Genomic DNA, 14,412 nt, shown 5'->3' on the forward strand with positions numbered 1-14,412 from the left:
AACTGCGGCAGCAGTGGTGGATAAAGGAGAGGGAAGTGAAGAGAAGTACATCTGCGGATATATTGTATCAGAAATAGAAGAGGCGTCAGCAGAGGTAAGAAAATATCTGATGGAACACCTTCCCCACCATATGGTGCCGGCAAAAATTATACAGTTGAAGGAGCTTCCCACAACAGTCAATGGAAAAATAGATAGAAAAGCATTAAGAAGGCTGGAGGAAGAAAGAGAATATATAGCTCCACGAAATGAAATGGAAAGAAAAATAGCCCAAATATGGCGGGAGCAATTGAAGGTAGACAGAGTAGGAATAGATGAAAGCTTCTTCCAATTAGGGGGCAATTCCATAAGTGTTTTTAATTTCATCCTATGCTTAGAAGCCTACGATATAAAAATAAAAGCATCAGACCTATTTCAATATCCTACTGTCAGAGATTTAAGCCGTTTTATAATGGGAGATTTGAACATTAACAATTCCTCCCCTTCTAATTCTATAAATAAGATAGAGGAGATAAAGATTAAAAATAGTAACCTTCTGGGACAGATGGAGCCCTTTAACGATATATTTTATAAAAATTGCTTCTATAACTCCCTTTTCCCAGTTTTAAAATATTTTAATTTAAGCATAATGCCGGTGCTTATAAATGACATTATTGTTTACGACTTCCACAGAGAAAAAAGAGATGTTATCTCCTACTTACCAACCCAAAGTATAGAAGAGGTCATCAGGGACATGAATATTGAAGTGGGTTTTATGACAGACAGTGATGACATTGTTAAGGATATAATCAAGGCATTATCCAGCCATAAGCCTGTAATAATATGGATCGATTGCTATTATAGTCCCATAAGACATGATGAGTATAAAAAGAAGCATTTACCTCATACATTGCTTATTTATGACTATGATGAAGCTGAAAGGGTCTTTTATACCATTGAGCATACCAATCAGTATAGTTTCAACTATAAAAAGAGGACAATTAGCTATACAGCTGCTGCCAAAGGATTTTATGGCTATCAGAGGTACTATAACAGTGAAGGCTTTAATGCATATTACGACTTCTCCTATGGAGGGAAGGTCAATTTTATGCTTAATGCTGTTGACCAAAGCCATATAAGGAATACATTCAAAAGCAATTTTGACAAAAATAAAGAAAAAATTTACTCAGGACTAGATGGTATAAAAGAGTTTAGAGAATACTTTTTAAGCATTTGTAATTCAGAAGCAACTCTTTTTACTAATATTGATGAAACTATAGAAAAAATTAATAGTGTTATAAATGCAAAAAAGGTGGAGGAATATCGTAACAGAATATTATTTGATGATTTAAAAGGTCCTTTAAGGCTTATGGAAACTATACTTGAACAATGGACCTTAATCAGAATGATTTTATTAAAATCTAATTACCATAAAAACTATGATAAAACCCAGCTTGACTTATGTTCAAGGCAATTTAATCAAATATACAGCCTTGAATATATATACAATGATCTATTGGAGACAACCTTTAAGGGTATATTTTTTCCTTAATAGCCAATACAAGGGCTACTGAAACAGTACATTTCCTAAACATAAAAAAGGAGGTGAAACAGTGGAGATAAAACAGGTAATTCTCAAAATACTCAGTTCTAATACTGAAATAGGGGAAAAAATTCACAATATAAAAGAAGATGAAAGCTTACTGGATTATGGAATGGATTCATTACAGATGATGCGTACTGTGGTGGAAATAGAAAAAGCCTTAGATTTTAAATTCTGTGATGAAGATTTGCTTACTGCAAATTTCACCAGTATAGGCTCTATTTTAGCTTCAGTTAAATCTGTATTATCAGACACAGAAAATAATTAATTAATACTGAAGGAGGTATTGCTGTTGGATATTGTATTAGTATTTCCTCCTCTTGGCAATCATGAGCATGCACATATTGGGCTGCCCTTACTTAAAGCATACTTAAATAAGTATGGACACAGCTCGTCCATAATAAAGGATTATAATGTTGAGATAATGGACAAGCTCATACGAGATTTTATGTCGGGGGATACAAAAACACTGTTTAGTAAAAATAGTAAAAATGTTAGTAAAAACTATACATTAGCACAGGAGATTTTGCGGGGACGTAATCAGTCTGACAAGCTGAAGACCAGCTGGGCCACAGATATGATTTATAAGTATATGGCAGTTGCCGGAGACTGTATATCCACCGTTGGCTTTGATCCCATATCCTTTAAGGCAGTTGAAGAGGAATTTTTAAATGTTAATGAAGAAGCAGAAAATAATCCAGTATATAAATATATAAGAGAGGCTATAGTACCAGACATTATAGAAAAAAAACCTTCAATTGTAGGATTTTCTCTAACCTATGCCAGTCAGGTTTTATATACCATGAGTATATGTCGACAGGTGCGAAAAATTAATCCCAATATCAAATTCTTTTTTGGAGGGCCTATAGCATCAATATTTTGGCGTGCATTTATGAAGAGCTCAGCCTTTGCTCCATATTTTGATGGAATTATTAGAGAGCAGGGAGAAGTAGCAGTATTGAAGCTATGCGATTATTGGATAAAGAAAAAAGGTAGAATGGATGAAATTCCCAATTTAGCATATCGAGATGAAGAGGGCATAATAAAAGAAAATCCAATTGGAGAAAATTGCCCTATGGATGACATTCCAATGCCAGACTTTAGTGATATGCCGTTAGAGCTTTATGCATATCCCAAATTACCCTTTCAAATGACCCGGGGTTGTTATTGGGGAAGATGTGCTTTTTGTGGACATAGAGGATGCAATAGCAAATATATGGTGGCAAACAAGAAAAAAGTAGTAGATGAAATAAAAGCATTAAAGGAGCAACACGATATAAGGATGTTTCATTTTGCCGATGATGCTATTTTACCTAAGTATTTTGTTGACGTGGCTAAGCTGATAACAGATGAGGGATTGGATATAGTTTATTCTGTTTTCTTAAGAACAGAAAAGGGCTTTAGCAAGGAAAACTGCCAGATTCTTTTTAAGAGTGGATTACGTTCAGTGCTGTTCGGTATTGAATCTGCCAACACACGTATTTTGAATTTAATGGAAAAGGGTATGGATACCAACACCATGAAGCAGGTGCTGAGGAATTTTATGGAGGCAGGTATTTCTAACCATCTCAGCTGTATTATTGGTTTTCCAACAGAGGAAAAGCATGAAGCATATGAGACTTTACAATTTCTTTTAGATAATAAAGACATATATCACAAGGCATATATAACTCCCTTTGGGCTTTTTTCCGACATGGTTGATCAAACAGAAAGGTTTTCTATTGAGAAAGTTGATATCTACAATCCTTTACGTCATGATATAGATGGATATGTAGCCTTTGAGTATTCCTACAATAGAAATCAGGGAATGTCTGTTGAAGAATATCTTGAAGTCTTAAAGGAGGCTAGAAAGCTGATAGATTCAGTCCCTCCAGGGGCAAACTATTTCAGCAAAAGTCTTTAAGGGGGTATGACAATGATATGGCCCATAGATGAAATTACCAATATAGCAGTTAAAAGTGCACATAACAACAAGCCTTATGGTATTGCAGTAATAGATATTGATTATATGATAAGGTTTTGTCGGGCATTTACAAATGAAGAATTAAACATGATAAAAGAGAATTTTCTTTGTTTTTTTAAGGAGATGTTCCCTAATAATTCTAAAATATGGCAGTCCAGTGGAGATGAGTTTCTGATTCTCATTCCAAAGATAGCTAAGGCCGATGCATTTCAATTGACAGACAGAATAAGAAGGGTCTTTAAAAGAAATAAGTTCGCAGTTAACACCGACAGGGCCTTTAAAAATATTACCTTCTCCTTTAGTGCTGGAGTTGCAGCATATCCACAGGATGGAGACAATGTTGAAGAAATAATTAGAAGAGCTACAATAGCTCTTTTTCTGTCTAAGGCTTTTAGACGAAATAGGGTATACCCTGCCCCAGATGAAGGTCAACAGGGAGTGGATAGAATCCTTGCAATGCCCGATGGGAAAATTCATGTGCTGGCAGGTAAGTATGGAGAAATAGGAGATTTTAGTGTACCGATAAAATGCCAAGAAGCACGTTTTTGGGAGCCTCAGGCCATTGATATTGATGAGGAAGGAAACCTATATATCTTGGATCAGAATAATCATACTGTGCTTAAGTATAATGGAGAAAATGTATACAGAGTAGCAGGTGATGGCTATTATGGATATACTGGCGATGGTGGAGATGCTGCACTGGCAAGGCTTAATAAACCAACAGGATTAGCAATTTCTAAAAGAAGACTCTATATAACCGATACAGGAAACGATGCGGTGAGGGTGGTTGAGTTAGATAGTGGAATTATAAAAACAATAGCAGGTACAGGCGAAACCGGCTACTCAGGTGATGGGGCTGCTGGGTATTTAGCTACACTTAACAAGCCTGGCGGTGCTGCTGTTGATTTAGATGGCAATTTATATATAAATGATATCGCCAATAACGTAATAAGAAGGGTTGATAAAAAAGGAATCATTACCACCTATGCAGGCAGTGGTGAGTATGGTTTTAAGGATGAATGCAGGGCAATAGATGCAAGCTTTGCTGAGATTTATGGTATTTGTACCGATAAGACAAATTCTAATCTTTATATTGCAGATTATTTTAATCATTGTATAAGGGTGGTGGATTATAATACTGGCATAGTTGCAAGAGTAGCAGGTACAGGAGAATGTGGATATAAAGGTGATGGTGAAGATCCATTAAAGGCCTGCCTCAATCGCCCTGTGGCAGTAACATCGGATATCCATGGAAACCTGTTTATTGCAGAATCCGGAAACCATTGCATTCGGATGATAGCTGCAGCCACAGGTAAAATATATACCCTGGTGGGGGATGGTGTATATGGTATAGGAGAATCAGAAGAGGTATCAAAATTTCGGTTGGCAAACCCCAATGGATTAGCTGTGGATAACAGCTTCCATCTTTATATTCTTGATGGGGCAAACAACAGGATTTGTATGATGGACTACAGTCAAATAATTGCTTTTGGAAAGGTTTTGTAAATTAAAGATTACTTTTTAAATATAAGTAGGAGGGATATTATGAGCAGTAATTATGATATTGAAGAAAAAATCAAAAAAATTGTGGCATCACGTTTAAAAGACAAAGAAAAGATTGAGGGCCTCGATTATGACACACCTTTATTATCACTGGGAATTGATTCAATTCTTGCTTTGTCCATACTTGTGGAGATTGAGGATGAGTTTAATGTAGAAATTAATGATGGAGACCTTAACATGGATAGAATTAAAAATATTAGTAACTTTTCTGACCTTGTCAGGTCATATAATTAGCTGAAAAGTTAAGAGGTGTGATATGAGTAAAATTAGTTTTAACAATAAAGTGGCGGTAATAACAGGAGCAGCGCAGGGATTGGGAAGAGAGTATGCTAAGCTCCTGGCCTCCTTAGGTGCAATAACAATAATTAACGATATTGCAACCGATGAGGATGGAAATCCTCTGGCTAATAAGGTTGTAAATGAAATTATTAAAGGTGGGGGACATGCAATTGCCAATACCAATAATATTGCATGTAAAGAAGGAATCACTGGTCTGATAAAGGCAGTAGAAGAATCCTATGGAGCTATAGATATTCTGATTCATAACGCAGGTGTATTTGTAGACAAGCCATTTTTGCAGTTTGAAGATAGGGATTGGTATGATGTAATAAATATCCATCTCAATGGGTCTTATCATTTGCTGAAGGCAATTATTCCCTTGATGAGACAAAGGAACTATGGACGTATTATTATGATCACCTCATCTGTAGGTATGTACGGTATGGCCAACCATGCCAGCTATGGGGCAGCAAAAATGGGGGTTTATGGTCTTGTACAATCCTTAAAGCTGGAATTGGAGGATACAGAAATTAAGTGTAATTTAGTTTCCCCCTTGGCAGCTACAGGCCAGACCTCCTATGCATTAAACAAGGAGCTTCATAAACAGCTTGACGTAGAGATGGTTGCTCCTCTTGTTGCATATTTAGCTTCAGAGGAATGTACACACAATGGAAGCACCTTTGTTGCAGGAGGTGGGTACTTTTCCTCTGTGGGGATTTTTGAAGGAGGCGGTGTCTACATACCAAAGGAAAAGCTAAGCATAGAATCTATTTTTGGCAATATCAGTCAGATAACAGATTTGTCTATGGGTGTTCATATTTCTTCCACAGGACAATCGGCAAAAAAAATATTCAGAAAAATATTTTCCGGTAGAAGAGCAAATAAACAATAGAGGAAAAATCATGGATTTTCTTCAATAAACTATGTAAAAGGGTGTAATTTATATGTTGCAAAAACGCAGTTTAAACAGAGTGTATATAGTTTCGGCCTGTCGTACACCTATTGGAAAAACAGCAGGAAGTTTAAGTAATTTAAATGATGTTGCATTAATGTCCCTTACATTAAGGGAGGTAATAGGAAGATTAAATATTCAGCAGGGATGCTCCTTTGATGATGTCTTAGTGGGAAGTTGCTTTCCTAATGAGAACTATAATTTAGCGAGAAAAACCCTTCTTGCTGCAGACATATCATATTCAGTACCTGGGGCAACTATAAATCGTACATGCTGTTCCTCCATGGAGGCTTTAATACAAGGTGCCCGCCAAATTATGATAGGAGACGGAGATGCAGTTATAGTAGGGGGAGTAGAAAATATGAGTAAATCTCCCCATGTAATGAAAAATGCAATAAGGAGTCTACGAACCCGGACATCAGTAGGATTACCCTCCTTTGATGAAATAGGAGAAAATTTAATGGATGAGGTGGGGCTGTGTGCAGAAATATCAGCGCGAGAAAATAACATAACCAGAAAAAAACAAGACCAAGCAGCATATAACAGCTATCAAAGAGCAATAGAGGCAAAAAAGAAGGGCTTCTTTAAAGAAGAGACATTTCCTGTACATTCAGATTTAACCAGTCAGGACATTGCTTTGGATCACGATGAAAATATACCAGAGGGTATTACTATGGAAATGCTTCAAAAAGAAGAACCCATATTCCTTAGAGATGGTACAATAACCAAGCTTAATGCCACCTCAATAAACGATGGAGCAGCAGCCATGATACTTATGTCCGAGAGAATGGTGGATAAGCTGAGAATACAGCCATTGGTAGAATATGTAGATTCAAAAACAGTGGGGGTTCATTATAAAGATTTTTCTATTGCCCCAGCCCATGCAATTGATGGACTATTAAAGAAAAACCAATTAGATATAACAGAAGTAAATTTAATAGAATTAAACGAAGCATATGCATCACAGCTACTGCTGTGTAAAGAAAAGATGGGCTTGAATGATGAAAAAGTAAATATAAACGGAGGAAGCATAGCAATAGGACATCCTCTAGGGTGTACAGGCTTGAGAATTACTACTACATTAATATATTCAATGCTGCGGCTGAAGGCAAGTATAGGCGTGGCATCCATGTGCGCTGGTGGAGGTATGGGACAAAGCTTGCTATTTCGTGGGATATAAAGGAGAGGTAACCTATGATTGAGAGAAAATATAAAGTTGCCATTTTAAACTATCCATTAATGAACCCATATATCGACATTAAAAATCCAGTAGAATATTTTAGACTTAATGAAACAGCCACCTCCTCCGATGCTGTCCCCCTATATATACACATACCCTTCTGCGGTAAAATATGCAAATTTTGTGTATATAGCCGCCAGTTTTTGGGGGACAACGTCAATCTTCTTAAAGAATATATAAAAAGCCTAAAAAAAGAGATTAAATTATTAGGAGATACACCATATGTCAAGTCCCTGAAAATCGGGGCTATTTTCTTTGGCGGAGGAACACCCACCTGCCTTTCCTCAGAGGATTTAGAAGAGATTATTAAAATGTGCAGAAATAATCTTCCCTTGATACCAGATGTTGAAATTACAGTGGAATGTGATGTTAAAAATACCCCCAGAGAAAAGGTGCATAAAATGAGGGAGCTGGGAGTGAGCAGGATAAGTACAGGGGCCCAGACCTTAAATCCATATTTTAGAGAGCTGCTGGGTTTAAACTCCTCCACCCAGGAGGTGTTGGATTGGATAGAGATGGCAAGGGAATATCATTTTAATGTTATTTCCATAGATTTAATGTACGGACTTCCTGAACAAAGTCCAGCTCAATGGATAGAAGATATAAAGACAGCACTGCTCCTCCCCATTGACCATTTTTCCATATATGAGCTTTTAATATTAACCGGCTCCAGGCTGTATGAAGAGCACCGTAATAATCCAAAAGCATCCTTTGCAGAGCATGAATTGTACAATATGTACCTGGAGGCCGACAGGTTATTACAGAATAATGGATATCAGCATCATATTATACCTGAATATAATCTTCAAGGAAAACAGTCTAGCTTTTGGGAGCTGACTTATGATGGCTATGGAGATAACCTCTCTGTAGGAGCTTCAAGCTATGGGTTTATTAATGGCATAAACTATCAAAACACGGCAGATGTCAATCAATATATAAAACTATTGAAGGAAGACAGGCTGCCCCTGCAAATGGTAAGTGAAAGGGCAACCCCTCAGCAGATAATGGAAAGAACGGTTGTTTTAGCATTAAGAAGAAAATTTATAGAAAAAACAAAGTTTTCAAATGTATACGGCAGAAAAATTTCTGATGAATTTGGAGAAGTTTTGGCGGAGCTGAAGGAAGCAGGATTATTGGTGGAGGACTCAGATAACCTATTGTTGACTAAAAGGGGTGAGTACCTGCAGGGGGATATCAGCTCTATGTTTATGAAGTCCACCTTTAACAATGTGTCACCCTTTAAAAAGCAGCTTTCTATAGGTAATCACATTGTTCCAGAGGCTCTGTAAATAAAAGGATTAAGGAGGACAGAAAGATGACAAATTGGGAAATAGATAAAGTCTATAATTTCCGATGGAAAAATCCATGGAAGGATGGATATGCACATTTTGGTTTTCATGACAAAAAGGGTTGTCAATATATCATTAATACAGAATTTAACTGGGTGGGAGCCGTAGGCGACGATAACATGCTTGAATGGTCAGCAGGGCCTCAGGTTGTGGAAAATAGCAAGCATCACATTACCCTTGATATAAATGTACCTAATGCAGGGTGCGTTGCCAAGGACGACTCAGTGCTGATAGCAAGCGAAGCCAATAATATAATATACAAAATTGAACCAGATAAAGGTATTGGCTATGAATTTGTAGATGCTAAAAAAATGGGTCTGGGATATATAGGAAGCTGTGAATATGACTTAGATGGTAACATATGGGTGATAGAATTAACAGGATCAAGAATATGGAAATTAGATTCAGAAGGAAACCATATACTTACATTGGGTACAGGCTCAAAGGGATTCCAGAAGGGAACAGTATCCTTTGACGAGGCGGAGTTTAGCCTGATGTCCTGTTTAAAATGTGGGGCAGACGGAAACCTCTATATAGTTGACAGCGGTAATTACTCAGTAAGAATGTTAAATCCCTATGAGCGAACTGTAACCACACTTGTTGGAACCGGAGAAGCAGGCTACAGTGGTGATGGAGGAGATGCAGCAGAGGCAAAGCTTGGTAAAGGAGATTATATCATCAGCTTCTATGAAGGGCCATGGTATTTATCCTTGGATGAAGAGTGTAATATCTACATTGCAGATACAGGTAACAATGTACTCCGGAGGGTAGATAGAAAGACCAATATAATTACAACAATTGCAGGTAAGCACAAGGTGGACAGGACAAAACGGATTGATCCTAATGAAAAAGATCCATTCAAAATAGATATGCCATACCTTGTTAGCGTAGAGTATTTCCAGGGAAGGCTTTTTGTTTCAGACTGGAGAGGAGACCTGGTTATAATGAAGAGGCCGTAAAGATGAAAGAAGTGATAAAGAATGATTTTAAATATTAAACCGAAGCATGAGGATTTTAGAAGCTGTGTTGAAGATATAGTGGCTTCTGTGGCATCATGGTGGGATAGAAATCACCTATTGATGTATGCTGAAGCATGGAATTTTCAGTACATACCGTGGAATCCGTCTTTGCCTAATACTTTAGGAAGAAGGCTCTGGGAGGGTGAAGATAAGACGTGGTTAAATATTTCAAACTATCATGGAATTAAAATAAGCTTTCAAAAAGATATAATTTCTCCGCAGGATGCAATGATGCTTATTAAAAGTCAATTGTCGGAGCATCGTCCAATAATGGTCTATGTTAATGATTATTGGTGCCCCTGGCGGAAGTTATATCAAAAAGAACATCAGATACAGCCCTGCCTTGTGGTAGGGTTTGAAGAAGGGGATTCGGGCTTAATATGCATTGACCCCTATTCTACAAAAGAAATTAAGTATTTTCCAAAAGAAGAGTTTGAATATGCATATAAGAATTGTGTAACCTTCCAGAAGGTTGAAAACTACAACGAGTTATTAATAGTAGAAGATATTATAAGATTATCTCCGGAAAAACTATTTGATGAAAAGGCACATGGCAACAGCTTTCAAAGCATGAGAAATTTTGCCTATGATATGGAAAACACATTAGATATGAATTTAGAGATGGAGGGCAGTACATTTTCTGCCCCTAAATCTGAATTGTTAAATACCCTTAAATACATATCAAGAAGACGAAGGCAGTATTTTTTATTTCTGAAATATATAGGTGAAGGCTATGGCATAGATGTCTGTCGTTACTCTGAAGGTATGGATATGTCATGGGAGAAATGGAGCATAATCACCAATTTGTTTTTAAAGATGTATTATTTAGAGGATTGGAAATTAAATAAAAAGAGTATTGCAGGCAAAATCAGAGAAGCAGCTGATTTAGAAGAAGCTATTGCACTGGATATATTAAATAGCTTCAAGACAAGAAGTAAGAGATAAAAAATAATAATGAGGTGAGAAAATATGGCTAATGGTAATGAAAGGTTAAGCTATAAAGATATTGAAGATAAATTTAAGGAGTTAATGGTGGAATATGCCATAGTAACCGTACCCCCTGAAGAGATAAATATGGACGAAAAAATCGAAAATACCTTTGTAAACTCTATTCTTTTTATCAAAATTGTTGTTGCTCTGGAGACAGAATTCCAATTTGAATTTGAAGACGAGGATCTTAATGCTGATAGTTATACCACATTACATGATATTGTCAGATATGTGGAAAATAAAATAAAGTCTAAGGGTACCCTATGAAGAAGTTAAGAATTCTGCTATTTGCCCTATATTGTGATGGCATGTGGCAGATACATGAAGAAATCGGTATATGTTATATTGCCTCATACCTGAGAAAGTACGGGTATGAGGTGATATTAAAAAGTATTGAGGTAAATTCTATAAATTACTCCCAGCTTGCTGAGCTAAACCCAGATGTTATAGGTATACCAGTTTATGACGCCAATAAAAAGGGCGTATATGAGGCCTGCATACAGCTTAGAAGGCTTCTGCCAGAGACTGTTATATCTATAGGAGGAAGTGTACCCACCTGTTACGGTATTGATGTATTAAAGGAGTGCAGGGAAATTGACATTGCCATTAAAGGGGAGGGGGAGCTTACCTTCCTTGAGCTGCTTACTAAACTGGAAAGTAACAGCTCCCTTGATAAAGTAAAGGGCATTATTTATCGTGAAGGCAGCAATATAGTGGAAAATGAAACCCGACCATTAATAGATAATATGGATAATTTACCATTTCCTTCAAGGGATATATTAAAGGAAATGGACATAAAGGTGGCACAAATATCAACATCACGGGGTTGTACAGCCAATTGCAGCTTTTGTGCTTCTAAGCTGTATTGGACAAAATGGAGGGGGAGAAGTGTTGACAGTGTGGTGGATGAAATGCAATACATTGTCAATAATTATGGGATTAGAGCATTCAATATTATTGATGGCAGCTTCGAGGACCCGGGTAACGACTTTAATAGGATTTATAGCATTGCCCAGGGTATTTTAGATAGAGGATTAGTAATTACATATTATGTTCATATGAGGGCAGAATTTTTCAATAGGGCACCTGCAGATTTAATTCAGCTGCTGAAAAAATCGGGGTTAGTAACCGTATGTATTGGGTTAGAGTCAGCTGATGCAGAGGATTTAAAGCTTTATAATAAGAATGCAACCCTTAACGAGATAGAGAAGGCAATTGAAGTATTACAGCAGCATGATATAAATGTTGATCCAGGGTTTATAAATTTTAATCCCTACACTACTTTCCAAAAGCTCAAAAAGAATATCGATTTTCTTGAGAGGCATGGTTTTGCCTCCAATCCGGACTATATCATCAAAAGCAGCAGGATTTACAGAGGAACTACATTACATAAAAGGGCTTCTAGAGACAATTTATTGAGGGATGAAGAGGTTTATGAGTGTGGCTTCTATTTTGCTGATACAAGGATAAAGGACCTATATGAATATACATTCCTTCATCTAAAGGGAGTGGACCCTGTGGATGTATCCATTTTTAGGGGAATTTGCCATGGGTCAAGCTTTAACAATGTAGGAATCTCCTGTATGAAAAAGCTGCTTCTGAAATATTCCCTTAATGAAGCATATGAAATTGTTAAGGATTATGAAAATGAATGCAGGAATATAAGCTCCCATATAAATAAAAGTATAGCCTTATGGTTCAGAGAAATCATTAAGCTTGCTGAAGAGGGATGGGATAAAGGACAGGCAGAGGAAATATCCTTTAAATACCTTCCAAAACAGTATTTGAAGGACATCGTTCGAAGTTTTCAATATCAAAATGAAAGGTTAAGAAAACAGCTTTTTAAATTAGATATGGATAAGGGCTTTGTTGGTTTACTTAAATATATTTTACAATACTAGTACTAGGTGAGAATCCATTGCTGCCTAAGTTATGGAAAACTGTTAAACTATGAATTCATATGAATGAGGTGATAAATGTGGCCTACAATTTTAAAGTGAATAAGGAAATCATCGAAAATGTGATTGATGATCTAAAAAGTCAGTGCTTTATCCCGGAGGATTCTGTATTTTGCCATGAAACCGACAGCAATCCCCAAAAGGATATTTATTATAATGATTATAGCTTTCTGGATGCTTTAGGACATTACAGATCTATAGAAATAGTAGATAATGCACTGGATTTGCTAAAGGAAAGAAATATTGTCACTAATGATGCTGAATATCCTTTAACTATATTTGATGCTTTTGCCTACAAGGTAAAGAGTAATTTTATTGTTCCATGGAAATCCTTCACACCTACAATGGAGAGGCTTGTATATATGCTTTCATGGGTAAAGAAGCCCACAAAAGCCATTTTCATAGGAGTAAACTGTGGATATACCCTTGCATGGATGACAGGAGCATTCTGGAAAAATGATGCAAACAGTGAATCAGCAGAGGTTTATGGTGTAGATATAAATCCCACCCTGCTGAAAATTACAAAGCGTAACTTTGATTGTTTAGATATTGAAGCTTCCCTGGAATTTATAGCAGAGGATGGGTATACAGCATTGAATCAGTTTGAAGATGAATACTTTGACCTGGCATTTCTTGATACACGTAAAAGCTTTAGAACCTTAGAGAAGCTTTATAAAAAGATAAAGAAGGATGGATGGCTTTTAATGCATAATGCCTCAGATCGTCATTTTGAAAAGGAAATGAAACCATATGTTGAGTTTGTCAGGGATAAGCAGAATTTTTCAGAGAGTATATTGTTCAATATAGATACTAAAGGCCTTGAACTGTCGGTGAAGGGCTCTATGAATACCTAAATAATTTTATTATGGGGTGATCTCAATAGATAATATAACTAAATATATAAAAAACTTCTTATCCCTTGATAATCCTCATTTAGAAGCGATTTTACTTGAAGAAGAAAGAAGGGTGGGGATTAATCCCAGCATTGGAATTGAGGTTGGTAAGGTGGTGGGATTATTAACACGTTCCATTAATGCCAAGAGGGTTTTGGAATTTGGTACATGCTTAGGTTTCTCGACAATATGCATCGGAGAGGCCTTAAAGGAAACTGGTGGAAGGCTTATATCAGTAGAAAAAAACATCGACATGTATGAGGAGACAAAGAAAAATATCAAACTGGCGGGTGTATCGGAAGTAGTTGAGTTGATATGTGGAGATGCAGGGAAGGTTATTGAAGAAGTAAAAGGACCCTTCGACATTATTTTACAGGACTCCAGCAAGGAGCTGTATACAACTATGCTGGAAAACTGCATTGACATTACCAGAAAGGGTGGGCTTATTATTGCCGATGATACACTTTTTAAGCCAATGGGAATGCCAGCACAGTACAGTGTGCCTGTAGACAAATATAATGAAAAGGTTTTTGCTGATAAACGCCTTTACAGTATAATCCTGCCTATTGGAGACGGAGTCACCATTAGTATGAAGCTATAGGCCACAAAGGAAGGAGAACTGGCTTT

Annotated in this window: 14 protein-coding genes; all 14 read left to right on the plus strand. The window is 36.8% G+C overall.

All coding sequences use genetic code 11. From position 1 onward, the window contains the following. Nucleotides 1-1,528 (plus strand): phosphopantetheine-binding protein (locus tag BLP68_RS15610; protein WP_143003111.1); only part of this gene is annotated, 1,528 nt, incomplete at its 5' end. Nucleotides 1,529-1,589: 61 nt separating this feature from the next. Then, nucleotides 1,590-1,847 carry an acyl carrier protein gene (locus BLP68_RS15615; RefSeq protein ID WP_091545605.1) on the plus strand — a complete coding sequence of 86 codons (258 nt, stop codon included), beginning with the start codon at nt 1,590-1,592 and terminating at the stop codon, nt 1,845-1,847. A 24-nt stretch (nt 1,848-1,871) separates the two neighbouring features. Further along, the gene (locus BLP68_RS15620) at nt 1,872-3,482 is read left to right on the plus strand and encodes a B12-binding domain-containing radical SAM protein (RefSeq protein WP_091545606.1); all 1,611 of its coding nucleotides are present in this window, start codon (nt 1,872-1,874) and stop codon (nt 3,480-3,482) included. A gap of 12 nt (nt 3,483-3,494) precedes the next feature. Continuing rightward, complete coding sequence (locus tag BLP68_RS15625) at nt 3,495-5,048, plus strand: NHL domain-containing protein (protein WP_176759067.1); 1,554 nt, start codon at nt 3,495-3,497, stop codon at nt 5,046-5,048. Nucleotides 5,049-5,087: 39 nt separating this feature from the next. Next, entirely contained in the window at nt 5,088-5,339 is a 252-nt protein-coding gene (locus tag BLP68_RS15630) for an acyl carrier protein (RefSeq protein ID WP_091545609.1), read from the plus strand. A 22-nt stretch (nt 5,340-5,361) separates the two neighbouring features. Next, nucleotides 5,362-6,276 (plus strand): SDR family NAD(P)-dependent oxidoreductase, encoded by a 915-nt coding sequence (locus BLP68_RS15635; RefSeq protein ID WP_091545611.1) that lies wholly within the window; start codon nt 5,362-5,364, stop codon nt 6,274-6,276. 52 nt (nt 6,277-6,328) lie between these two features. Continuing rightward, on the plus strand, nt 6,329-7,516 hold the full coding sequence (locus BLP68_RS15640; RefSeq protein WP_091545613.1) for a thiolase family protein: 1,188 nt from the start codon (nt 6,329-6,331) through the stop codon (nt 7,514-7,516). A gap of 14 nt (nt 7,517-7,530) precedes the next feature. Then, nucleotides 7,531-8,865 (plus strand): coproporphyrinogen-III oxidase family protein, encoded by a 1,335-nt coding sequence (locus tag BLP68_RS15645; protein WP_091545615.1) that lies wholly within the window; start codon nt 7,531-7,533, stop codon nt 8,863-8,865. Nucleotides 8,866-8,891: 26 nt separating this feature from the next. After that, a complete protein-coding gene (locus BLP68_RS15650) occupies nt 8,892-9,884 on the plus strand; it encodes an NHL repeat-containing protein (RefSeq protein WP_091545617.1) in 993 nt (330 codons plus the stop codon). 21 nt (nt 9,885-9,905) lie between these two features. After that, nucleotides 9,906-10,889, plus strand: a complete 984-nt coding sequence (locus tag BLP68_RS15655; RefSeq protein WP_091545619.1) for a hypothetical protein — start codon at nt 9,906-9,908, stop codon at nt 10,887-10,889. A gap of 24 nt (nt 10,890-10,913) precedes the next feature. Next, nucleotides 10,914-11,201: an acyl carrier protein gene (locus BLP68_RS15660; protein WP_091545621.1), complete on the plus strand. Its 288-nt coding sequence runs from the start codon at nt 10,914-10,916 to the stop codon at nt 11,199-11,201. Continuing rightward, the gene (locus BLP68_RS15665) at nt 11,198-12,835 is read left to right on the plus strand and encodes a B12-binding domain-containing radical SAM protein (RefSeq protein WP_091545622.1); all 1,638 of its coding nucleotides are present in this window, start codon (nt 11,198-11,200) and stop codon (nt 12,833-12,835) included. The genes BLP68_RS15660 and BLP68_RS15665 overlap by 4 nt, the downstream gene beginning before the upstream one ends. Before the next feature lie 77 nt (nt 12,836-12,912). Further along, a complete protein-coding gene (locus BLP68_RS15670; RefSeq protein WP_176759068.1) occupies nt 12,913-13,746 on the plus strand; it encodes an O-methyltransferase in 834 nt (277 codons plus the stop codon). 112 nt (nt 13,747-13,858) lie between these two features. After that, a complete protein-coding gene (locus tag BLP68_RS15675) occupies nt 13,859-14,386 on the plus strand; it encodes an O-methyltransferase (protein WP_242877005.1) in 528 nt (175 codons plus the stop codon). The last annotated feature ends 26 nt before the right edge of the window (nt 14,387-14,412 follow it).

Origin of the sequence: Alkaliphilus peptidifermentans DSM 18978, from assembly GCF_900101495.1 — a bacterium.
GTDB classification, from domain to species: domain Bacteria; phylum Bacillota; class Clostridia; order Peptostreptococcales; family Natronincolaceae; genus Alkaliphilus_C; species Alkaliphilus_C peptidifermentans.